General features: G+C 72.0%; 3 protein-coding genes and 1 pseudogene. All 4 read left to right on the top strand.

Annotated elements, in window-relative coordinates; genetic code table 11:
• Window positions 1-11,970, top strand: an 11,970-nt coding sequence (locus ACIOKD_RS41375) for an SDR family NAD(P)-dependent oxidoreductase (protein ID WP_402093618.1), incomplete at its 5' end; no start/stop codon positions are given.
• Between the two features lie 208 nt (window positions 11,971-12,178).
• A complete protein-coding gene (locus ACIOKD_RS41370) occupies window positions 12,179-13,081 on the top strand; it encodes a proline iminopeptidase-family hydrolase (protein WP_402093617.1) in 903 nt (300 codons plus the stop codon).
• Between the two features lie 44 nt (window positions 13,082-13,125).
• Window positions 13,126-23,916: pseudogene (locus ACIOKD_RS41365) on the top strand (SDR family NAD(P)-dependent oxidoreductase); the annotation flags it as partial.
• A gap of 41 nt (window positions 23,917-23,957) precedes the next feature.
• Window positions 23,958-24,150: polyketide synthase docking domain-containing protein (locus ACIOKD_RS41360; RefSeq protein WP_362016163.1), on the top strand; the 193-nt coding region annotated here is incomplete at its 3' end.

Below are 24,150 nucleotides of genomic sequence, written 5' to 3'. Positions count from 1 at the left end.
GCCGGGGGGCTTGCCGGTTCCGATGCGCGGCGGATGGCCCGGTCCGGGGTGGAAGGACTCTCCGCCGAACAGGGCCTCGCCCTGTTCGACGCCGCCATCCTGACGACCGAGCCGCTGCTCGTCCCGATCGGGCTGGCCACGAACGCGCTCGCCGGCGCCGGCGACGAACTGCCGCACATCCTGCGAGGCCTGGTGTCCGGACGCCGACGCAGGACGGCCGCAGCGGGTACGCACGAGTCGGCGGCGTTGCGACAGCGGCTCACCGCGCTGCCCGAGGCCGAGCGCCGCCCGGCGATCCTTGAGACCGTACGCGTCCAGGCAGCGCACGTCCTGGGGTTCGCCGGTCCACAGGACGTCGACGGTGGGCGCGCGTTCCGTGACCTTGGTATCGATTCGCTGTCCGCCGTCGAACTGCGCAACCGGTTGAACCGGGCGACGGGCTTGCGGCTGCCGGCGACGCTGGTCTTCGACTACCCGACGCCGCTGGTGCTGTCCGACCACCTGCTCGGCGAGATCCTCGGCTCGGAGCAGTCCACCGGGCCTGCCCTCGCCCTGCGTTCGCCGGTCGACGACGAGCCGATCGCGATCGTGGGCATGGCGTGCCGCTATCCCGGCGGCGTTGTCTCGCCGGACGACCTGTGGCAACTGGTCGCGGACGGCGTCGACGGCGTCTCCGGTCTCCCCACCGAGCGGGGCTGGGATCTGGCCGGGCTTTTTGATCCTGAGCCCGGTCGTCCTGGGAAGAGTTACGTGGACCGGGGCGGGTTTCTGCATGATGCCGCCGGGTTCGATCCCGGGTTCTTCGGGATCAGTCCGAACGAGGCCTGGTTGATGGACCCTCAGCAGCGGTTGCTGCTGGAGGTGTCGTGGGAGGCGCTGGAGCGGGCGGGGATCGATCCGTCGTCGTTGCGGGGCAGTTCGACGGGTGTCTTCGCCGGGATGATGTACCACGACTACGCCCACAACAGCAGTACGGGTTCGGTCGCGTCCGGCCGGGTCTCGTACACGCTGGGGCTGGAGGGTCCGGCGGTCACTGTCGACACGGCCTGCTCCTCCTCGCTGGTGGCGTTGCATCTCGCGGTGCAGGCGTTGCGGTCGGGGGAGTGTGGGCTGGCGTTGGCTGGTGGTGTCGCGGTGATGGCGACGCCGGAGACGTTCATCGAGTTCAGTCGTCAGCGGGGGCTGGCCCCGGACGGGCGGGCGAAGTCGTTCGCTGCTGCGGCCGATGGCACCTCGTGGGGTGAGGGCGCGGGGATGTTGCTGGTGGAGCGGCTGGCGGATGCCCGCGCCAACGGTCACCCGGTTCTGGCGGTGGTGCGGGGCACGGCGGTCAACCAGGACGGGGCGTCCAACGGGTTGACCGCACCGAACGGCCCCTCCCAACGCCGCGTCATTCGCCAGGCATTGGCCACGGCCGGCCTCGGTACCGGCGATGTGGACGCGGTGGAGGCGCACGGTACGGGGACGACGCTGGGTGATCCGATCGAGGCGCAGGCGTTGCTGGCGACGTACGGGCAGGATCGTCCGCAGGGCAGTCCGCTGTGGCTCGGGTCGATCAAGTCGAACATCGGGCACACGCAGGCGGCGGCCGGTGTGGCGGGGATCATCAAGATGGTCAAGGCCATGGACCATGGTGTCCTGCCCCGGACGCTGCACGTGGATGCTCCGACGCCGGAGGTGGACTGGGCGTCGGGTGATGTGGAGTTGCTGACCGAGGCGCGGGAGTGGCCGGAGACCGATGGCCGCCCGCGGCGGGCGGGGGTGTCCTCGTTCGGGATCAGCGGCACCAACGCCCATGTCATCATCGAAGCGGCACCCGAACCCGCCGCCACGGAACCCGCCGACACCGATTCCCTGGACCGCTCAGCGCCTGCCCCCGTGGAATGGATCCTCTCGGGCAAGTCGGCCCAGGCGCTCCGGGCCCAGGCGGAGAAGCTGCGCGCGTACGTGGAGGCCCGGCCACAACTGCGCCCCCTCGATGTCGGGTTGTCGCTGGCGACCTCGCGCATGGCGTGGGAGCACCGTGCCGTGGTGGTGGCCGACGACCAGGTCTCCGGACTTCGCGGGCTGGCCGCCATCGCATCCGACGAGCCGCGTCCCGGTGTCGTGCAGGGTGCGGCCACTGCGGGGCTGACGGCGTACCTGTTCTCGGGTCAGGGGGCGCAGCGGGTCGGTATGGGCCGGGAGTTGTACGAGGCGTTCCCGGTGTTCGCGGCTGCGTTCGATGCGGTGTGTGGTGAGTTGGACGGGCTTCTGGATCGGCCGTTGCGTGAGGTGGTGTGGTCGGAGTCGGATCTGCTGGATCGGACGGTGTTCGCGCAGGCGGGTCTGTTCGCGGTCGAGGTGGCGTTGTTCCGGTTGTTGGAGTCGTGGGGTGTGCGGCCTGACTTCGTGGCGGGTCATTCGATCGGTGAGTTGGCGGCTGCGCATGTGGCCGGGGTGTTCTCGCTCGGTGACGCGGCCAGGCTGGTCGCTGCGCGGGGCCGGTTGATGCAGGGGTTGCCGTCGGGTGGGGCGATGGCCGCGATCCAGGCGGGCGAGGACGAGGTCGCTCCGCTGCTGGACGGCGCGGAGGTGGCGATCGCGGCGGTGAACGGTCCGGCGTCGGTGGTGGTGTCAGGTGCGGAGGCCCAAGTCGCCGCGATCGAGGGCCATTTCACCGCTCTGGGTCGTAAGGCGAGCCGGCTGCGGGTTTCGCACGCGTTCCACTCCCCGCTCATGGACCCGATGCTGGACGACTTCCGCGAAGTGGCAGAGAGCGTCACCTACAGCGCGCCCGTCATCCCGGTCGTCTCCAACGTGACGGGCGGATCGGCGGAGGACCTCGGCTCGGCCGACTACTGGGTGCGGCATGTCCGCGAGGCGGTCCGGTTCGCCGACGGTGTCGCGCACCTCCGCTCCGCCGGCGTGACCCGCTTCGTGGAACTGGGCCCTGACGGAGTCCTGTCCGCCTTGGTCCGAGGGCAGGCCATGGACGGGGCCATGGACGGGGCCATGGACGAGGCCGTGGAAGTCGTCGTGCCGTTGCTCCGCCGGGACCGTTCCGAGGAGCGGGAACTGAGGGCGGCCATCGGTCTGATCCATGCGCACGGGGTCCCGGTGGACTGGCAGGCCGTGTTCGCCGGACGCGGCGCCCGCCGGGTGGAGTTGCCCACGTACGCGTTCCAGCGGCAGGACTACTGGCTCGACACCCCCACGGGCATGAGTGACGTCTCGGGGCTCGGTCAGACCGCTGCCGATCACCCGTTCCTCCGCGCAGCCGTGGCGTCCCCGGAAAGCGACGGCGTGGTGCTGACCGGCCGGGTGTCGACCGGCACCCGGCCGTGGCTGGCAGACCACGAGGTGTTCGGCGCGCTCCTGCTGCCGGGCACCGCCTTTGTGGAACTGGCCGTACGGGCCGGGGACCAGGTCGGATGCGACGTACTGCGGCAGCTCACCTTGGAAACGCCGCTCGTGCTGCCCGAGCACGGCGGCGTCGATGTCCAGGTCGTGGTCGGCGCTCTGGACGACGACGGCGCCCGCCGCGTCAGCGTCTACGCCCATTCCGACGACGCCCTGCCCGACCTCCCCTGGACGCGGCACGCGAGCGGGCTCCTGTCCGCGGACGGCTCTTCCGGCGGTTCTTCGGGCGGCATCTCGGGCGGTGCGGCGTTCGAGGGCGACCTCGCGATCTGGCCCCCCGAGAACGCGGCCGTCCTGGACCTGACGAACGTCTACGAGTCCTTTGCCGATCGCGGGTTCGGCTACGGCCCGGCGTTTCAGGGGCTGCGTGCCGCGTGGCGGCGCGGCGACGAACTGTTCGCCGAGGTAGCGCTGCCTGAGCACGACCGGGCCGAGGCCGCCGAGTACGGCATCCACCCGGCCCTCCTGGACGCCGCGCTGCACGCGATCCTCGTCGACGGCGAAGGCGGCGAAGGCGGCGAGGGTGATGAGGGTGATGAGGGTGGCGGGGTCGTCCTGCCATTCGAATGGAGCGGGGTACGGCTGCACGCCGCCGGAGCGCCGGTGGCACGCGTGCGTATCCGCCGCGTCGGCGCAGCCGGGGTGAGCCTGCTGGTGACCGACGAGACCGGACAGGCTGTCCTGTCGGTGGACTCACTGGTGTCGCGGCCGGTGACCCCCGGCCAACTCGCCGTCCCGGACAGCCGGGACAGCTCGCTGTTCACCGTCGCCTGGCCGGCCCTGTCGGCTCTGTCGGCCGGGTTGATCGGCGAGTCCTCCGCCATGCCAGGCGTGGCGGTGCTGGGAACAGACCGCTGCGGCCTGCCCCAGGACGTCCCGGCGTACGAGGACCTGGCCGCGCTCGCGCAGGAGCAGGTTCCTGACGTCGTCGTGTGGGCCTGCCCGTCCGGCGTCGACGACGTACCGGCACGCGTGCGTGCGGTCGCGCACGAGACGTTGCGCATCGTGCAGGAGTGGCTGGCCGACGAACGGCTGGAGGCCGCACGGCTGATGGTGGTCACCCGCGGCGCGGCCGTCACCGCCGACGGCGAGCGTCCGGGCGATCTCGCGGCGGCGGCCGTGCGCGGCCTGATCCGCACCGCCCGGACGGAGCACCCCGACCGCTTCGTCCTAGTGGACCTGGACCCGGTCCCCGACCTGGAGCGGGACCTCGAACGGGACCTGGAACGCGACCTGGACCTGCACCTGGGAAGTGACGCGGTTCCGTCGCTGCCCGCGTTCCTCCCGTTCCCCGCGCTGCCCGCGCTGGCCGTCTGCGGCGAGCCCGAACTGGCCGTCCGCGGGGCCGAGGTGCGGGTCCCCCGGCTCGTCGGGGCAGCCGGCGGTACGGACGCCCCGTCGTTCGACCCGGCCGGGACCGTACTGATCACCGGCGGTACGGGCGGTCTCGGTTCCCTGGTGGCCCGGCACCTGGTGCGCGAACACGGCGTACGGCGCCTGCTGCTGACCAGCCGCCGGGGGATCGGCGCGCCCGGCGCCCACGAGCTTCGTACGGAGCTGGCCGGGTTCGGTGCCGAGGTCACGGTCGCCGCCTGTGATGTCGGCGACCGTGACGCCGTCGCCGCTCTCCTCGCCGGGATCGAGCACCCGCTGACGGGCATCGTGCACACGGCCGGTGTGCTGGACGACGGAGTCCTGACCTCTCTCACGCCCGCCCGGCTGGACACCGTCCTGGCGCCGAAGGCGCACGCGGCCTGGCATCTGCACGAGTTGACCCGGGACATGGACCTGTCGGCGTTCGTGCTGTTCTCCTCGGTCGCGGGCACGCTGGGCGGCGCCGGGCAGGCCGGCTACGCGATGGCGAACGCCTTCCAGGACGCCCTCGCCGCTCACCGCCACGCGCTCGGCCTTCCCGCGGTCTCCCTGGCGTGGGGCCCGTGGGCCGGAGCGGAGGGCATGGCGGGGACTCTCGCCGACGCCGACATCGAGCGGTTGCGGCGCTCCGGGATGCCGCCCCTCACGGTCACCGAAGGGCTCGCGCTGTTCGACCGGGCGCTGTCCGCCGGGACGGCGGAACTCGTGCCCGTCCGGCTCGACCTCGGCGTGCTGCGGTCGTTCGCGGCCTCCGGCGCCGTCCCGGCCCTCCTGCACGGCCTGGTCAAGCCGCCCGCCCGCCGGGCGGCCCGGTCCGGTGGCGCGGCAGCACTGCGGCGCCGACTGGACGCGTTGCCCGGAACGGAGCGCGACCGCGCGCTGCTCGACCTGGTACGCACGCACGTCGCCGCGGTCCTCGGCCACGAGGACGCCCGCTCCATCGAGCCCGCGCGCGCGTTCACCGAGCTCGGCTTCAGCTCCCTGTCGGCGGTGGAACTGCGCAATCTCCTCGGCGCCGCCACCGGCCTGCGGCTGCCCGCCACCCTCGTCTTCGACCACCCCAGTTCCGACGCGGTCGCCCGGCACATCATGGGCGAACTCCTCGGGGCGGGCGAGACCGCGACCCCGGTCAGGGCCCAGGCGCGCGTCGACGAACCGATCGCGATCGTGGGCATGGCCTGCCGGTTCCCCGGCGGCATCGCGTCTCCCGACGATCTGTGGCGGCTCGTCGCCGACGGCGTGGACGCGGTGGCGGAGTTCCCCCGCGACCGGGGCTGGGACGTCGACGGCCTCTACGACCCCGAGCCCGGGAAGCCGGGCAAGTGCATCGCGCGTGAGGGCGGCTTCCTCTACGACGCGGCCGACTTCGACGCCGAGTTCTTCGGGATCTCACCGAGGGAGGCACTGGAGACCGACCCGCAGCACCGGCTGCTGCTGGAGACCTCGTGGGAGGCGTTCGAGAGCGCCGGGATCGCCCCCGGTTCCCTGCGCGGCAGCGCGACCGGAGTGTTCGCCGGAGTGATGTACCACGACTACGGAGGCGGGGCCAGCGGTGGCAGTGTCGCCTCCGGGCGGGTCTCCTACACGCTCGGTCTTGAAGGGCCGGCGGTCACGGTGGACACGGCGTGCTCGTCGTCCCTGGTGGCGTTGCACCTGGCCGCGCAGGCGCTGCGGACCGGCGAGTGCACCCTCGCTCTCGCGGGCGGCGTGACGGTGATGGCGACCTCGGGCACGTTCGTGGAGTTCAGCCGTCAGCGCGGACTCGCGGCGGACGGCCGGAGCAAGTCGTTCGCCGCGTCCGCCGACGGCACCGGCTGGGGCGAGGGCGTCGGCATGCTCCTGGTGGAGCGGCTGTCGGACGCCCGCGCCAACGGCCACCCCGTGCTGGCGATCGTCCGCGGCACCGCGACCAATCAGGACGGCGCCTCGAACGGACTGACCGCGCCCAACGGCCCCTCGCAGCGCCGCGTGATCCGGCAGGCACTCGCCAATGCGGGTCTGGGCACGTCGGACGTGGACGCGGTGGAGGCGCACGGCACCGGTACCCGGCTCGGCGACCCCATCGAGGCGCAGGCACTGCTGGCGACGTACGGGCAGGACCGTCCGCAGGACGATCCGCTGTGGCTGGGGTCGATCAAGTCGAACATGGGCCATACGCAGGCGGCGGCCGGTGTCGCGGGGATCATCAAAATGGTGCAGGCGATGCGGCACGGAGTGATGCCCAGGACGCTGCACGTGGACGAGCCGACCCCGCACGTCGACTGGTCGGCGGGGCGGGTGGAGTTGCTGACGGAGGCCCGGGAGTGGCCGCGCAACGGTCGTCCTCGCCGGTCGGCGGTCTCCTCGTTCGGGATCAGCGGCACCAACGCCCACGTGATCCTCGAACAGCCCCCCGCTCCGCCCGGGACGGACGGCATCTCCGGGCCCGCCGACCGGCCCCGGACCGGCATCTTCCCCTGGGTGGTGTCGGGCCGGAGCGCCGAGGCCGTACGAGCCCAGGCCGAGCGCCTGGCCGCCTTCGTCCGGGCGGACGATACCGCCGGCATCCTCGACGTGGGGCTGTCACTGGCCACGTCGAGGACGGCGTTCGACCATCGCGCGGTCGTACTCGCGGCGGACCGGGCGACCGCGCTGGACGGACTGGACGCGCTGGCCACCGGCGGCGCGCACCCCGGCGTGCTGCGCGGCTCCGGCCGCGGCGGCGCCGCACCGGTGTTCGTCTTCCCCGGGCAGGGTTCGCAGTGGGTCGGTATGGCGGTCGAACTCCTGGACCGCTCATCGGTGTTCGCCGCGCGTCTGGAGGAGTGCGGGCGGGCGTTGCGGCCGTTCGTGGAGTGGGACCTGTTGGAGGTGTTGCGTGGTGACGGCGGGCCCTTGGAGCGGGTGGATGTCGTCCAGCCGGTCCTGTGGGCGGTGATGGTGTCGCTGACGGAGGTGTGGCGCGGTTTCGGGGTGGAGCCCGCCGCTGTCGTCGGGCATTCTCAGGGTGAGATCGCGGCGGCCTGCGTGGCGGGTGCGCTGACCTTGGACGACGGCGCTCGCGTCGTCGCGGTGCGCAGCCGCATCATCGCGGAGGACCTCGCCGGCCAGGGCGGCATGCTCTCGGTGGCCCTGTCCCCGGAACGGGCCGCCGAGGCGATCGCCGGGTGGGAGGGGCGTGTGGAACTGGCGGTGGTCAACGGCCCCACGTCCGTCGTCGTGTCCGGTGAGGTGGACGCGCTGGCGGAACTCCGGGCGACGCTGGAGGAACAGGACGTCCGGGTACGGCTGATCCCCGTCGACTACGCCTCCCACTCGATGTTCGTCGAGGGGCTCCGCGACCGGATACTCGCCGAGCTGGACGGTCTGTCGCCGCGCCCGTCACGGGTGGCGTTCTACTCGACCGTGACGGGCGCGCCGCTCGACACCGCCACCCTCGGCGCCGAGTACTGGTACGCCAACCTGCGGCAGACCGTCCGCTTCGAACAGGCCACGCGCGCCCTGCTGGACGACGGGTTCACCGCGTTCGTGGAGTCCAGTCCGCACCCCGGCCTGCTGGTCGGCCTGGGGGAGACCATGGACTCGGCGGGCGTGAGCGGAGTGACGGCCGGCTCGCTGCGCCGCGGCGAGGGCGGTGCGGAACGGCTCCTGACCTCGCTCGCCGAGGTGTTCACAGGCGGTGTGGACGTCGACTGGAAGGCCGCCTTCGACGGACACGGGGCCGGGCGGACCGAACTGCCCACCTACGCCTTCCAGCGCCGCCGCTACTGGACCGACCAGAGCACGGGCGCGGGCGATGTGACCTCCCTGGGCCTGGACGCCCCCGGGCACCCGCTGCTCGCCGCGGTCGTCCCGTCCGTGGCCCCCGGGGCGGACGGCGTGACGCTCACCGGCCGGCTGTCGGTGGGCACCCAGCCGTGGCTCGGCGACCACGCCGTGTCCGGCGTGACGCTGTTCCCCGGAACGGGCTTCGTGGAACTGGCCGTACGGGCCGGTGACCAGGTCGGCTGCGGCCGTGTCGAGGAACTGGCACTGGAGGCGCCGCTGGTGCTCCCCGCCGACGGCGGCGTCTCCGTACAGGTGGTGGTCGGCGCCCCCGACGGCCCGGACGGCGAACGGCCCGTGACGATCCACACCCGCGCGCACGCGGACGGGCCATGGATCCGGCACGCGCTCGGCACGCTGGCCCCGGCCGGCACGCCCACGGACCCCGGGCTCGAACAGTGGCCCCCGCCCGGCGCCACCGAGATCGACGTCACCGGGCTGTACGACGCCCTGGCCGACGTCGGTCTGGAGTACGGGCCGGTGTTCCGGGGGTTGGGGGCGGCGTGGCGGCGTGGTGAGGAGGTGTTCGCGGAGGTCGCGCTTCCCGAGCAGGTGGAGGTGGAGGGGTTCGGATTGCATCCGGCGTTGCTGGACGCTGGTCTGCACGCGGTGGCGTTGAGTGGTGCGGTCGGTGACGGGGTGGTGCTGCCGTTCGCGTGGTCGGGGGTGGAACTGTTCGCCTCCGGCGCCACGGCGCTGCGCGTCCGGGTGACCCCGACCGGCACCGGTGTGGTGTCGATCAGGGCCGCGGACACGGCCGGCCACCCGATCGTGGCGGTCGAGTCGCTGGCGCTGCGGGAGATGTCCCCGGCCCAGCTGTCCGCCGCGGCCGGATCACCGTTCCACGAGTCGCTGTTCCGTCTGGAGTGGACCCCGCTCCCGGCCGCCCGCGCCGGGCGGACCCCGGACTGGATCGCCTGGGACGACCTGCGGGCCGAGACCCCCGTACCCGAACTGGTGGTGCTGCCCGTGACCGGGACGGCGGGCGCCGCACCGGCACGGAAGGCCGTGCATCAGGTACTCGACGTGGTTCGGTCGTGGCTCGCCGCCGACCGGTTCGCGGGCGCCCGCCTCGTGGTCGTCACCTCGGGCGCGGTGTCCGTGGACGGTGAGGACGTCACCGACCTCGGGGGCTCGGCGGTATGGGGACTGGTGCGCTCGGCACAGTCGGAGGACCCCGGCCGGATCGTCCTCGCCGACCTGGTCGATCCCGCCGCTGTCACGAGTGTGCTCCCGGCCCTGGCGTCCTCGGACGAGCCGCAGGTCGCCCTGCGCGACGGCGTGCTCCGCGCGGCCCGCCTGGCGAAGGTGCCCGCCGCACCCGCCGAACCGGCCGACGCGCCCGAGCCGCAACCTCTCGCGGAGTCCCCGGAGTCCCCGGAGTCCCCGGAGTCCCCGGAGTCCCCGGAGTCCCCGGAGTTTTCGGCGTTCGTGGGTGAGGGCCCAGTGCTGGTGACCGGTGCGCTCGGGGCGCTCGGCGTGGTCGTGACGCGGCACCTGGTCGCCGAACGCGGCGTACGGGACCTGCTCCTGGTGGGCAGGCGCGGAGCGGCGACACCCGGCGCGGCCGAACTCCGCGAGGAACTGTCGGGACTCGGAGCACGGGTGGAGGTGGCCGCCTGCGACGTGGGCGACCGGGACGCCCTCGCAGAACTCCTGACCGGACGGAACCTGAGCGCCGTCGTGCACGCGGCAGGGGTGCTGGACGACGGAATGATCTCCTCCCTCACCCCCGAGAGCGTGGACACCGTATTCCGCCCGAAGGCCGACGCCGCCTGGTATCTGCACGAGCTGACCCGGCACATGGATCTGTCGGCGTTCGTCATGTTCTCCTCGGCGGCCGGCGTACTGGGCACTCCGGGACAGGGCAACTACGCGGCGGCGAACGCGTTCCTGGACGCCCTGGCCGCACACCGCCGCGCCCACGATCTGCCCGCCCAGTCCCTGGCCTGGGGACTGTGGGGCGCGAGCGACAGCGGCATGGCGGGCCGGCTCGACGACAGCGACCTGCAGCGCGTGGGCCGCTCGGGCGTCGAAGCGCTCTCCGCCGCACAGGGACTCGGGCTCCTCGACACCGCCGGACGTCTCGACGCGGCGGCGCTCGTCCCGATCCGCCTGAACCTCAGGGCCCTGGCCGCCGCCGGTGACGACCTGCCGCCGCTGCTGCGGGACCTGGTACCGCGCTCACGGCGCACCGCCACGGCAGGCCGGGCGGACTCGGGTGCGCTCCGCGCGCGACTCGCCGGCCTCTCCGAGGACGAGCGGGCCCGGGAACTGCGGACGCTGGTACTGACCTGTGCCGCCGGAGTCCTCGGCCACAGCGGCCCCGAGTCCGTCGACCCCGACCGGGACTTCCTGGAGGCGGGCTTCGACTCCCTCACGGCGATGGAACTGCGCAACGGACTCAACGCCGCGACCGGGCTGCGCCTGCCCGCGATGGCCGTGTTCGACTCCAAGAACCCCGCCGAGCTGGCCCGCCATGTCCAACTACGGCTGGCGGCCGACCTCGACGGCCCGGGTACGGTCACGGACGGCGAGCCCACCACGGACACCGACGGCGACACCCTCAGCGACCTGTTCCGCGCGGCCGTGCGAGCGGGGAACGTCACCCAGGGGTTCGTCCTTCTCGGCGCGGTCGCCGACATCCGTCCGAGGTTCACCGGGAGCACCGACCTGCCGAGCCCGCCCCGGCCGGTGGTCCTCGCGGACGGGCCCACGCGGCCACGCCTGATCTGCGTCTCCACACCCATGGCGGTCGGCGGCGTCCACCAGCATGCCCGGCTCGTCTCGCACCTGCACGGCACACGGCACGTCACGGCGCTGCCGCTGCCCGGTTTCGCACCGGGGGAGAGCCTCCCCGACTCGCTCGACGCCGTCACCGAGGTGATCGCCGACAGCGTGGCACGGGCCGCGGACGGGGAGCCGTACGTCCTGCTCGGCTACTCCTCCGGCGGCCTGGTGGCGCACGCGGTCGCGAGCCGCCTGGAGGCGGCGGACGCCGGCCCGCGAGGGATCGTCCTGCTGGACAGCTTCCAGGTCCGCGACGAGGCCATGACCGTCGGACAGGAGTCGCTGGCTCTGAACCTGCTGGAGATGGAGCCGACGTTCGGCCGCTTCGGCAGCGCCCGGCTCTCCGCGATGGGCCTGTACGCCAACCTCCTGCTCGACTTCACCCCGGGCGAACTCCGCGCGCCCGTCCTGTTCGTCCAGGCCGCCGAGTCGTTCATCACCGGGCCCGGCGAGGAACCCGGCGGCGACCGGTGGCTGGCCGCACCCTGGGATGCCACCCAGACCCTCAGGACGGCCCCCGGGAACCACTTCTCACTCGTACAGGAGGACGCGGAGACCACCGCGCGGATCGTCGACGAGTGGATCGGATCGATGAAGTGAACCCCTGATCCGCTCCTGCGCGAAACACCGGTTCCGCCCCCTGGATATAGGTTCCGGCCCCTGGATATAGGGGGTGGCCGGGGCATTTCAGGGGAGTTCCCGGAGCCTTTCCGTAACTAGTGTCGTCATGACCGCCGCGGCCTGCCGACCGGCCGCGGCGGGCAATGGACGGCGTGCGTCGTGGGACCAGTCGAACGGGGTGATTGAGGTGTCGTTGGCTCCCCATGCCAAGGGAAGCGTGCCATTCGGCGCGTACGAGACCTGGTATCGCGTCACGGGCGACCTGCGCGCCGGCGGGCCGCCCCTGGTGGTCGTCCACGGCGGGCCGGGCAGCACCCACGACTACCTGCGCTCTCTCGCCTCGCTCGCCGAGCTGGGACGGCCGGTCGTGCACTACGACCAGATCGGCAACGGCGGCTCCACCCACCTTCCCGGACGGGGCCCGGAATTCTGGACCGTGCGGCTGTTCCTCGACGAGCTCGACAACCTGCTGAACAGGCTCGGAATCGCCGACGACTACGTACTGTTCGGCCAGTCCTGGGGCGGCACACTCGCCGCGAAACACGCCTCGGCGAAGCCACCGGGCCTACGGGCATTGGTCATCGCCAATTCCCCCGCCTCCTATGTTTTGTGGCGCCAGGAAATGAAAGTCCTGCGGGAACTGCTGCCACCCGGGGTCGACGAGACGCTGGCCCGCCACGAGGCCGCGGGAGAGACCGACAGCGAGCAGTACCTCCAGGCCATGACGGTCTTCTACAACAGACACGTGTGCCGGCTCCGGCCGTGGCCGCGCGATTTCGTGGCGACGCTCATGGAGATTCAGAACGATCCCACCGTCTACCGCACCATGAACGGTCCGAGCGAGTTCCACGTGACCGGGACGCTGCGGGACTGGTCGGTGGAGGACTGCGTCGCCGGCATCGAGGTGCCGACACTCCTGATCTCGGGCCGGCACGACGAGGCGACGCCCGCGACCGTGCGGCCGTTCGCCGAGCTGATCCCCGACGTCCGGTGGGAGGTCTTCGAGGAGTCGAGCCACCTGCCCCACCTGGAAGAGCCCGAACACTTCACACGGGTGATGGCCGACTTCCTCAACGAGTTCGGAGGCTGAAGGTGGACACGTCCGCCGAGGAGATCATCGAGGCGCTCCGCGACTCGCTGCTGGAGAACGAACGGCTCCGGCAGAGCAACGGACGGCTGGAGGCCGCCGCCACCGAGCCGGTGGCCATCGTGGGCATGGCCTGCCGTTACCCCGGCGGCGTCACGTCCCCCGACGACCTTTGGCGGCTCGTCGCCGAGGGCACGGACGCCGTGTCGGGCTTCCCCGCCGACCGCGGCTGGGACACCGGGCGCCTCTACGACCCCGAGCCCGGCACGCCCGGCAGGAGCTATGTGCGCGAGGGCGGATTCCTGCTCGACGCGGCCGGGTTCGACGCCGCCTTCTTCGGGATCTCGCCGCGTGAGGCCCTCGCCATGGACCCCCAGCAGCGGTTGCTGCTGGAGACGTCGTGGGAGGCCCTGGAGCGGGCCGGCATCGACCCCGCCTCACTGCGCGGTGGCCGCACAGGCGTGTTCGCCGGCGTGATGTACCACGACTACGGCACCAGCTCCAGCAACGGAAGCATCGTCTCGGGCAGGGTCGCCTACACGCTGGGTCTTGAGGGACCGGCGGTCACCGTCGACACCGCCTGTTCGTCCTCGCTGGTGGCACTGCACCTGGCGATGCGGTCGCTCAGGTCGCAGGAGTGCTCGCTGGCACTGGCCGGTGGTGTGACGGTGATGGCGACCCCGGAGACGTTCGTCGACTTCAGCGAACAGCGCGGGCTCGCCCCCGACGGCCGCGTCAAGGCGTTCTCGGCTGCCGCCGATGGCACGGGCTGGGGCGAGGGCGCCGGGATGCTGCTGGTGGAGCGGTTGTCGGATGCCCGGCGCAACGGGCATCCGGTGTTGGCGGTGGTGCGTGGTTCGGCGGTGAACCAGGACGGCGCGTCGAACGGTCTGACGGCGCCGAACGGTCCGTCCCAACAGCGGGTGATCCGGCAGGCGTTGGCCACAGCCGGTCTCGGTACCGGCGATGTGGACGCGGTGGAGGCGCACGGTACGGGGACGACGCTGGGTGATCCGATCGAGGCGCAGGCGCTGCTGGCGACGTACGGGCAGGACCGTCCGCAGGACAGACCGCTGTGGCTGGGTTCGGTCAAGTCGAACATGGGGCATGCGCAGGCCGCGGCCGGTGTGGCCGGGGTGATCAAGATGGTGCAGGCGATGCGCCACGGGGTTCTGCCGCGCACGCTGCATGTGGACGCTCCGTCCTCGCAGGTGGACTGGTCGGCGGGGCGGGTGGAGCTGCTGACCGAGGCGCGGGAGTGGCCGGAGGTGGACGGCCGTCCGCGGCGGGCGGGGATCTCCTCGTTCGGGATCAGCGGCACCAACGCCCACGTCATCATCGAGCAGGGTCCGGCAGACCTGCGGGACATACGGGGTGACCAGGGCGACCGGTTGTCCCACTCGGGCACGGTGCCCTGGGTGTTGTCCGCGCGGAGCCGGGACGGGCTGCCCGCTCAGGCCGCCCGGCTGCTGGACTTCGTGGCGGACCGTCCGCTGCTGCGCCCCGCCGACATCGGGTACTCGCTGGCGACGTCGCGCGCGCTCTTCGAACATCGCGCGGTGGTGGTCGGAGGGAGCCGGGACGACCTGCTGGCAGGCCTGCGCACGCTGGCCGACGAGGCCCCCGGCGGTGGAGTCGTCCATGGCGTCGCGGGCGCCGGCCGGACCGCCTTCCTGTTCTCGGGGCAGGGCTCGCAGCGGCTCGGGATGGGGCGGGAACTGTACGGCGCCTTCCCGGTGTTCATGGCCGCGTTCGACGCGGTGTGCGGCGAGTTGGACCGGTATCTGGATCGGCCGTTGCGTGAGGTGGTGTGGTCGGAGTCGGAGCTGCTCGGGCAGACGGTGTTCGCGCAGGCGGGTTTGTTCGCGGTCGAGGTGGCGTTGTTCCGGTTGTTGGAGTCGTGGGGTGTGCGGCCTGACTTCGTGGCGGGTCATTCGATCGGTGAGTTGGCGGCTGCGCATGTGGCCGGGGTGTTCTCGCTGGAGGACGGGGCGCGGCTGGTCGCTGCGCGGGGCCGGTTGATGCAGGGGTTGCCGTCGGGTGGGGCGATGGCCGCGATCCAGGCGGGCGAGGACGAGGTCGTTCCGCTGCTGGACCTGGTGTTGGCCGATGTCGCGGCGGTGAACGGCCCCGATTCGTTGGTCGTTTCCGGCGTTGATGCCGAAGTGGCCCGTATTACCGCGCACTTCGCGGGGCTGGGCCGCAGGACAGCCCGTCTGCGTGTGTCCCACGCGTTCCACTCGCCCCTCATGGATCCCATGCTGGAGGCTTTCCGTGAGGTCGCCGAGAGTGTCACCTACGGCAGGGCCGCCATTCCCGTCGTCTCGCATCTCGGCGGCACGGTCGTCGGCGCGGAAGCGCTGGGCTCGGCGGATCACTGGGTGCGGCACGTCCGCGAGACGGTCCGGTTCGCCGACTGCGTACGGCACCTGGAGTCGGAGGGTGTCACCCGGTACGTGGAACTGGGGCCCGACGGTGTGCTGACCGCGATGGCGCGGCAGTGCGTACAAACCGAAGCCGAAGCCGAAACCGAAGCCGAAGCCGAAGCCGAAACCGGCGCCAAAGCCGAAACCGGCGCCGACACCCGGCCCGCTGTCCTGGTGGCGACTCAGCGAAAGGGCCGCCCGGAGCCCGAAGCACTCCTCCTCGCCGTCGGACAACTGCACGCGGCGGGCGTAACCGTCGACTGGCGGGCCGTGTTCGCGGACCGGAACACGCGACCGGTCGACCTGCCCACCTACGCGTTCCGGCACGAGACGTTCTGGCTCGACTCCACCGCCCAGGACTCCGATGTCTCCTCCGTCGGACTCGACCCGGCGGACCACCCGCTCCTCGGCGCCGTGGTGACGGCACCGGACTCCGGCGGCGTGGTGCTGACGGGCAGGCTGTCGACGGCCACCCGGCCGTGGCTGGCCGATCACGAAGTGCTGGGCACCGTACTGCTGCCGGGCAGCGCGTTCGTGGAACTGGCGATCAGGGCCGGAGACGAGGCCGGCTGCGACGTCCTGCGGGAGCTGACACTCGGGGCACCCCTGGTGCTGCCGGAGCACTGCGGTGTCGCGGTACGTGTCGTGGTCGGCGCGGCCGACGCGTCCGGCGACCGCCGGGTGAGCGTCCATTCCCGGCGCGAGGACGCCCCGTCCGGCGAGGACTGGACGCGGCACGCCGACGGCACGCTCGGCACCGGCTCCCCGCCCCCGTCCCCCGCGCCCGACCTCAGCGCATGGCCACCCGGGGACGTCGTCCCGGTGGATCTGGCCGAGGCGTACGAACGCCTCCGCGATGAGGGCTACGCCTACGGACCCGCGTTCCAGGGACTGCGGGCCGCGTGGCGGCGCGGGGACGACCTGTACACCGAGGCCGTCCTGCCCGATGAGGCGCGGGCCGACGCGGCACTGTTCGGTCTCCACCCGGCTCTGCTCGACGCCGGCATGCACGCCGAACTGCTCGACACGGACCGGCGGGGCGGCCGGACACTGCTGCCCTTCGAGTGGACCGGCGTGACACTGCATGCCTCCGGCGCGTCCGCGATCCGAGTGCACACCAGGCTGGGGCGGGACGACGGGCCGACGCGCATGACCGTGACCGACGAGAGCGGACATCCGGTCCTCACCGTCGAGTCGCTGGCATCCCGGCCGATGTCCTCCGACCGGACCCGCCACGCGGGCGGGCGCAGCGACGTGCTGCTGCGGACGGAGTGGACCCCGCGTCCGGTCAACCGGTCCGCCACTGCCCGCTGGGCGGTACTGGGCACCGACCGGGCCGGACTGCCGGCCGACGTGCCCGCGTACGCGGACCTGACCGCGCTGGGCGCGGCGGAGATCCCCGACGTCGTGCTCTGGTCGCTGCCCACAGGCACCGGGGACGTCCCGGCGGCCGTCCACACGCTGACACACCGGGCACTGGACGTCGTCCAGGGCTGGCTGGCCGACGAGCGGTTCGCCGCCTCCCGCCTGGCAGTGGTCACCCATGGACCCACGCTGGTCCAGGCACCGGTCCAGGGACTGCTGCGCGCGGCCCAGGCCGAGAACCCGGGCCGCTTCGTCCTCGCCGACGTGGACGGCCGGGGAGCCTCACTGGACATCCTGCCTGCGGCGATCCTGTCGGGTGAGCCCGAAGTGGTTGTGCATGACGGCGAGTTGCGGGTACCGCAGCTCGCCGAGACCGACACTCCCGGTGTTGAGCCGGTGGTGTCGTCGGTGGTGTCGTCGGTGTGGGGTGGGTGGGGTTCGGGGTGGGTGTTGGTGACGGGTGGGACGGGTGGGTTGGGTGCGTTGGTGGCGCGGCATCTGGTTGTTGGGCATGGTGTGCGGCGTCTGGTGTTGGTGAGTCGTCGGGGTGCGGGGGCGCCGGGGGCTGGGGAGTTGTGTGCGGAGCTGGCCGGGCTGGGTGCTGAGGTCGAGGTGGTGGCCTGTGATGTGTCGGATCGGGGTGCGGTGGCGGCGCTGGTTGCGGGTCGTGTGTGGTCGGGTGTGGTGCATGCGGCGGGTGTGGTGGACAACGGGTTGGTGGGTTCGTTGTCCGCGGGGCGGGTGGATGGGGTGTTGGGTCCGAAGGTTGACGGGGCGTGGTATTTGCATGAGTTGACGCGGGACATGGGTCTGTCGGCGTTTGTGTTGTTCTCGTCGGTGGGTGGGTCGTTGTTGGCGGCGGGGCAGGGTGGTTATGCGGCGGCGAATGTGTTTTTGGATGCGTTGGCCGCGTATCGGCGTGGTGAGGGGTTGGTGGGGACGTCGTTGGCGTTCGGCCTCTGGGACGTCGACACGGGCGTGAACCCGGCCGACGCGGACCGGCTGGCCCGCCTGGGCATGCCCGCGATGCCGGCCGACAAGGGCCTGGAACTGTTCGATGCCGCGCTGTGTACGGACGACGCCGTACTCATGCCGCTCCGCCTGGACCGGGCGGTGTTGCGGGCCCGGGGCGACGACGTCCCGGCTCTGCTGCGCGGTCTGACCGGCGGGACCCGCCGTGCCGTCCGCGCCCGGACGGAGAGTTCCCTGCGCGTACGCCTGACCGGATCGACCGCTGAGAAGCGTGCCGCCACCCTCCTCGCACTCGTACGGACCCAGGTGGCGGCGGTGCTCGGTCATGCCTCGCCGAGGGCCGTCGAGGCGGATCGGGCCTTCAAGGAACTGGGCTTCGATTCGCTGTCGGCGGTGGAGCTGCGGAACGCGTTGCGGGCCGAGACCGGTCTGGCTCTTCCGGCGACGCTGGTGTTCGACCACCCGACGGCCAGGGCCGTGGCGGCCCACCTCGACGCCGAGCTGCAGGGCGACACGGGCGGTGTCGCGGCGGGCTCTGCCGCGGAGATCCCGGCGGTGGTGGCGGCCGATGACGATCCGGTCGTGATCGTGGGGATGGCGTGCCGTTATCCCGGTGGTGTGGCGTCGCCTGATGATCTGTGGCGTCTGGTGGCGGACGGGGTCGACGCGGTGTCGGCGTTTCCGGTGGACCGGGGCTGGGATGTGGAGGGTATTTATCATCCGGAGCCGGGGAAGCCGGGGAAGACCATCGCGCGGGAGGGTGGTTTCCTTTATGACGCGGCGGAGTTCGACGCTGATTTCTTCGCCATCTCGCCGAGGGAGGCGGCGGACACCGATCCGCAGCAGCGGTTGCTGCTGGAGGCGTCGTGGGAGGCGTTCGAGCGTGCGGGGATCGATCCGCACACGATGCGTGGCAGCCGGACCGGCGTCTTCACCGGACTCATGTACCACGACTACGGGTTCCGCGCCGATACCGCCAGCACCAGTGGCGGAAGTCTGGTGTCCGGCCGGGTCTCCTATGTGTTCGGCCTGGAGGGGCCGGCGGTGACCATCGACACGGCCTGTTCGTCCTCGCTGGTGGCACTGCACCTGGCCGCACAGGCACTGCGCTCCGGTGAGTGCTCGCTGGCACTGGCGGGCGGCGTGACGGTGATGAGTACGCCGAACATGTTCGTGGAGTTCAGCCGACAGCGGGGCCTCGCCGCGGACGGCCGCTGCAAGTCGTTCTCGGACGCAGCCGACGGCGCGGGCTGGGCCGAGGGAGTGGGCGTCCTGCTGGTGGAGCGGTTGTCGGACGCCCGGCGCAACGGGCATCCGGTGTTGGCGGTGGTGCGTGGTTCGGCGGTGAACCAGGACGGCGCGTCGAACGGTCTTACGGCGCCGAACGGTCCGTCCCAACAGCGGGTGATCCGGCAGGCGTTGGCCACAGCCGGCCTCGGTACCGGCGATGTGGACGCGGTGGAGGCGCACGGTACGGGGACGACGCTGGGTGATCCGATCGAGGCGCAGGCGCTGCTGGCGACGTACGGGCAGGACCGTCCGCAGGACAGCCCGCTGTGGCTGGGTTCGGTCAAGTCGAACATGGGGCATGCGCAGGCCGCGGCCGGTGTGGCCGGGGTGATCAAGATGGTGCAGGCGATGCGCCACGGGGTTCTGCCGCGCACGCTGCATGTGGACGCTCCGTCCTCGCAGGTGGACTGGTCGGCGGGGCGGGTGGAGTTGCTGACCGAGGCGCGGGAGTGGCCGGAGGTGGACGGCCGTCCGCGGCGGGCGGGGATCTCCTCGTTCGGGATTAGCGGCACCAACGCCCACGTCATCATCGAGCAGGCCGACATGGCGCAGGTCGACATGGAGCAGGCTGTCGTGGAACCAGCCGACATGGAACCGGCCGACTCGGAACCGGCCGGTGTCTCCGCCGAACCGGAAGGGGCCGCCGTCGGCGCCGTCGGCACCGATTCGGGTGTTCTTCCGTGGGTCGTCTCCGCCAAGACAGCCGAGGCACTGCGCAGTCAGGCGCAGCGGTTGCACGCGTATCTGCTGGCCCGCCCCGAGGACGACCCGCTCGATGTCGGTCTCTCCCTGGCGACCTCACGCACCGCACTGGAGCGCCGCGCGGTGGTGCTCGCGGAGGACAGGGCCACCGCTCTCGACGGCCTGGCCACGATCGCCGCCGGCGAGCCGGACCCCGACGTGGTCCACGGTGTCGCCTCCACCGGCGCGACGGCGTTCCTGTTCTCGGGTCAGGGGGCGCAGCGGGTAGGTATGGGACGGGAGTTGTATGAGGCGTTCCCGGTGTTCGCGGCTGCGTTCGACGCGGTGTGTGGCGAGTTGGACGGGCAGCTGGATCGGCCGTTGCGTGAGGTGGTGTGGTCGCACGCCGATCTGTTGGATCGGACGGTGTTCGCGCAGGCGGGTTTGTTCGCGGTCGAGGTGGCGTTGTTCCGGCTGTTGGAGTCGTGGGGCATACGGCCTGACTTCGTGGCGGGTCATTCGATCGGTGAGTTGGCGGCGGCGCATGTGGCCGGGGTGTTCTCGCTGGAGGACGGGGCGCGGCTGGTCGCTGCGCGGGGCCGGTTGATGCAGGCGTTGCCGTCGGGTGGGGCGATGGCCGCGATCCAGGCGTCCGAGGGCGAGGTCGCCCCGCTGCTGGACCTGGTGTTGGCCGATGTCGCGGCGGTGAACGGCCCCGATTCGTTGGTCGTTTCCGGCGTCGATGCCGAAGTGGCCCGTATTACCGCGCGCTTCGCGGGGCTGGGCCGCAGGACAGCCCGTCTGCGTGTGTCCCACGCGTTCCACTCGCCCCTCATGGATCCCATGCTGGAGGCTTTCCGTGAGGTCGCCGAGAGTGTCACCTACGGCAGGGCCGCCATTCCCGTCGTCTCGCATCTCGGCGGCACGGTCGTCGGCGTGGAAGCGCTGGGCTCGGCGGATCACTGGGTGCGGCACGTCCGCGAGGCGGTCCGGTTCGCCGACTGCGTACGGCACCTGGAGTCGGAGGGTGTCACCCGGTACGTGGAACTGGGGCCCGACGGTGTCCTGACCGCGATGGCTCAGGCCTGCCTGCGCGATCCGGACGACGCGGTCAGCGTTCCCGCGCTGCGCAAGGACCGGGCCGAGCCACCCGCGCTGCTCGCGGCCGTCGCCCGACTGCATGTGACCGGCGCCTTCGTCGACTGGCGTGGGGTGTTCACCGGACGCGGTGCCCGTCGTGTGGAACTGCCCACCTACGCCTTCCAGCGCAGGCGGCACTGGCTGGACACCCAGGCGGTCTCCGGTGACGCGTCGGGCCTCGGACAGGTGGCCGCACGGCACCCCTTGCTCGGCGCCGTGGTCGTCTCGCCCGACTCCGACGGTCTGGTCCTGACGGGCAGGCTGTCGACCGCTGCCCAGCCATGGCTGGCGGGACACCAGGTGCTCGGCACCGTCGTGTTCCCCGCCTCGGGCTTCGTGGAACTGGCGATCCGTGCCGGGGACCAGGCGGGCTGCGACGTTCTGGCAGACCTGGCCATCGAGGAGACGCTGACCCTGCCCGCGAACGGCGGCGTCGACGTCCAGGTCGTGGTCGCCGAACCCGGCGAGTCGGGGGAGCGATCGGTGACGATCCACTCCCGCCGCCGCCAGGACGGGCCCTGGACCCGGAACGCCAGCGGTGTCCTCGCCACCGGTGTCATCGCCAACGGTGCCCTCGCCTCCGGTGCTCCGGCACCCGCCTTCGACCTCACCGCATGGCCCCCCGCGGGCGCGGACCCGATGGACATCGACGACATCTATGAGCGACTCGCGGCACACGGACACGACTACGGACCTGCCTTCCGGGGGCTGCGGGCCGCCTGGCGCCGGGGCGACGAACTGTTCGCCGAGGTCGCCCTGACCGAGGAGACCGGCGACCACTTCGGTCTCCACCCGGCGCTTCTCGACGCGGCGACACACCTTCGGACGTTCCACGACGAGGACCAACAGGACGGGGACGGCGGCGGGCCGAGGCTGCCGAACGCGTGGAACCGGGTCGTCCTGCACGCCGCCGGCGCCACGTCCCTCCGCGTCCGACTGGCGCACACGGAGCAGGACGGCACGTCCCTGCTCGCGGCCGACGAGGGGGGCAGGCCCGTCCTGTCGGCGCGGTCGCTCACATCGAGCCCGGTGTCACCCGCACAACTCGCCGCCGGCCCAGGCCCCGACGGGTTCCTGGACTCACTGTTCCGCATGGACTGGAACCCGGTCGAAGCGGCCCCCGTGACCGGCGCGGACGAAATGTCCTGGCTGCCCTGGGAGGACATCGGCGATACCGGCGATACTGGCGATCTCGGTGACCTCGCGGACGAAGTCCCCGGCGTCCTCGTGGTGTCACCGCAACCGGGCGACGACGCCGAGAGCGTCCACAGCGCCACACGACGGACGTTGCGCGTCCTTCAGGACTGGATGGCCGACGAGCGGCTCTTCGCCTCCCGGCTCCTGGTCGTGACGCGCGGTGCGGTGTCCCTGCACGGCGAGGATGTGACGGACCTCGCGGGCGCCGCGGTCTGGGGCCTGATCAGGGCGGCCCAGCTGGAACACCCCGGCGCGATCGTCCTGGCCGACGTGGACGCGCCCGCCGACACCATCGCACTCGCCGCACTCGTTCCGGCGGTCATCGCGACGGACGAGCCGGAACTGGCCGTCCGCGCGGGTGTGACCTACCGGGCGCGGCTGGCCAGGGTGCCGGTGTCCGAGCAGCGCGAACGCGCCCGCCCCGCCTCCTCCTTCGGCCACGAAGGCACCGTACTGATCACGGGCGCGATGGGCATGATGGGGCGCCACGTGGCCCGCCACCTGGTGACCGCCCACGGAGTCGGCCACCTGCTGCTGGCAGGCCGCCGCGGCATGGAAGGCGAGGGCGCCACCGGGCTCCACGACGAGCTGACGGCCCTCGGCGCGACCGTCACCATCGCCGCCTGCGACGTCTCCGACAAGGACTCCGTCGCCAGGATGCTCGCCGGAATCGACACCGCGCACCCGCTCGTCGGCGTCGTACACGCGGCGGGTGTCCTCGACGACGGTGTCATCGAGTCGCTGACCCCGGAACGGATCGACGCGGTGATGCGCCCGAAGGTGGACGCGGCGTTCCATCTGCACGAGCTGACCCGGCACCTGGATCTGTCGGCGTTCGTACTGTTCTCGTCGGACTCCGGCGTCTTCGGCAACGGCGGACAGGCGAACTACGCGGCGGCGAACACCTTCCTGGACGGGCTGGCCGCCCACCGCCGCGCCGCCGGACTCACCGCCCAGTCCCTGGCGTGGAGTCTGTGGGCCGACGCCAGCGAGATGACCGCGCAGCTCAGCGAGGTCGACCGGCTGCGAATGGACCGGATAGGCATCGTCGGCATGTCCGCCGCCGTAGGACTGGAGCTGTTCGACACCGCCGCGGCCGTGGACGAGCCGATACTCGTCCCGATCAAGCTGAACGAGTACGCCGCCCGCGCGAACCTCGACGAACTGCCACGCAAACTGCACGGCCTGTTCGGGGGCGCCTCGCGTCGGACCGTAAGGGCACAATCCGACGGTGGCGAGGCACTCGCCCGGAAGCTCGCCGCTCTGGCCGCCCCCGAACGCGACGAACTCCTCCTCGACCTGGTACGGGAACGCGTGGCCACGGTCCTGCGGCGCGACTCCGCGAGCGACGTCGAGCCGGACCGGGCGTTCCGCGAACTCGGCTTCGACTCGCTCACCGCCCTGGAGTTGCGCAACACGCTCAACGCCGCGACGGGCCTGCGGTTGCCCGCCACGCTGCTGTTCGACCATCCCACCGCTCGCGCGGTGGCCCGGGAGATCGGCAGTACGGCCGGTCCCAGGGAGCACGACCCGGCGCGGCCCGTCCTCACGGAGATCGAGCGACTCGAAGCCGCGCTCACGTCGTCGGTCCTGCCCTCGTCGGCCGACGGCGCCCGCTCCCGGATCACCGCGCGACTCGAAGCGCTCCTGCGGTCCTGGCGGGACGGACACGACCTGCCCGCCGAGACGGAAACGAACAGCGACCCCGAATGGGCCACCGACAACGAACTGTTCGAGGCCCTGGACAACGAACTCGGTATCTCCTGACACCCTGACGCGCGTTTCCCTGCGAGATTGGCTCACGTCCGATGGCGAACGACGAGAAACTGCGCGGCTACCTCAAGCGCGCCACGACCGAACTGCAGCAGACCCGGCGGCGCCTCCGCGACATGGAGGACCGGGAGCGCGAGCCGATCGCGATCATCGGGATGGCGTGCCGGTATCCGGGTGGGGTGGCTTCTCCCGAGGATCTGTGGCGGGTGGTGGCCGGTGGTGTGGACG

The organism is Streptomyces sp. NPDC087844 (assembly GCF_044742785.1).
Classification (GTDB): Bacteria; Actinomycetota; Actinomycetes; order Streptomycetales; family Streptomycetaceae; genus Streptomyces.
The sequence above is the reverse complement of the archived record's forward strand: the minus strand, read 5'-3'. Positions and strand labels throughout refer to the sequence as shown.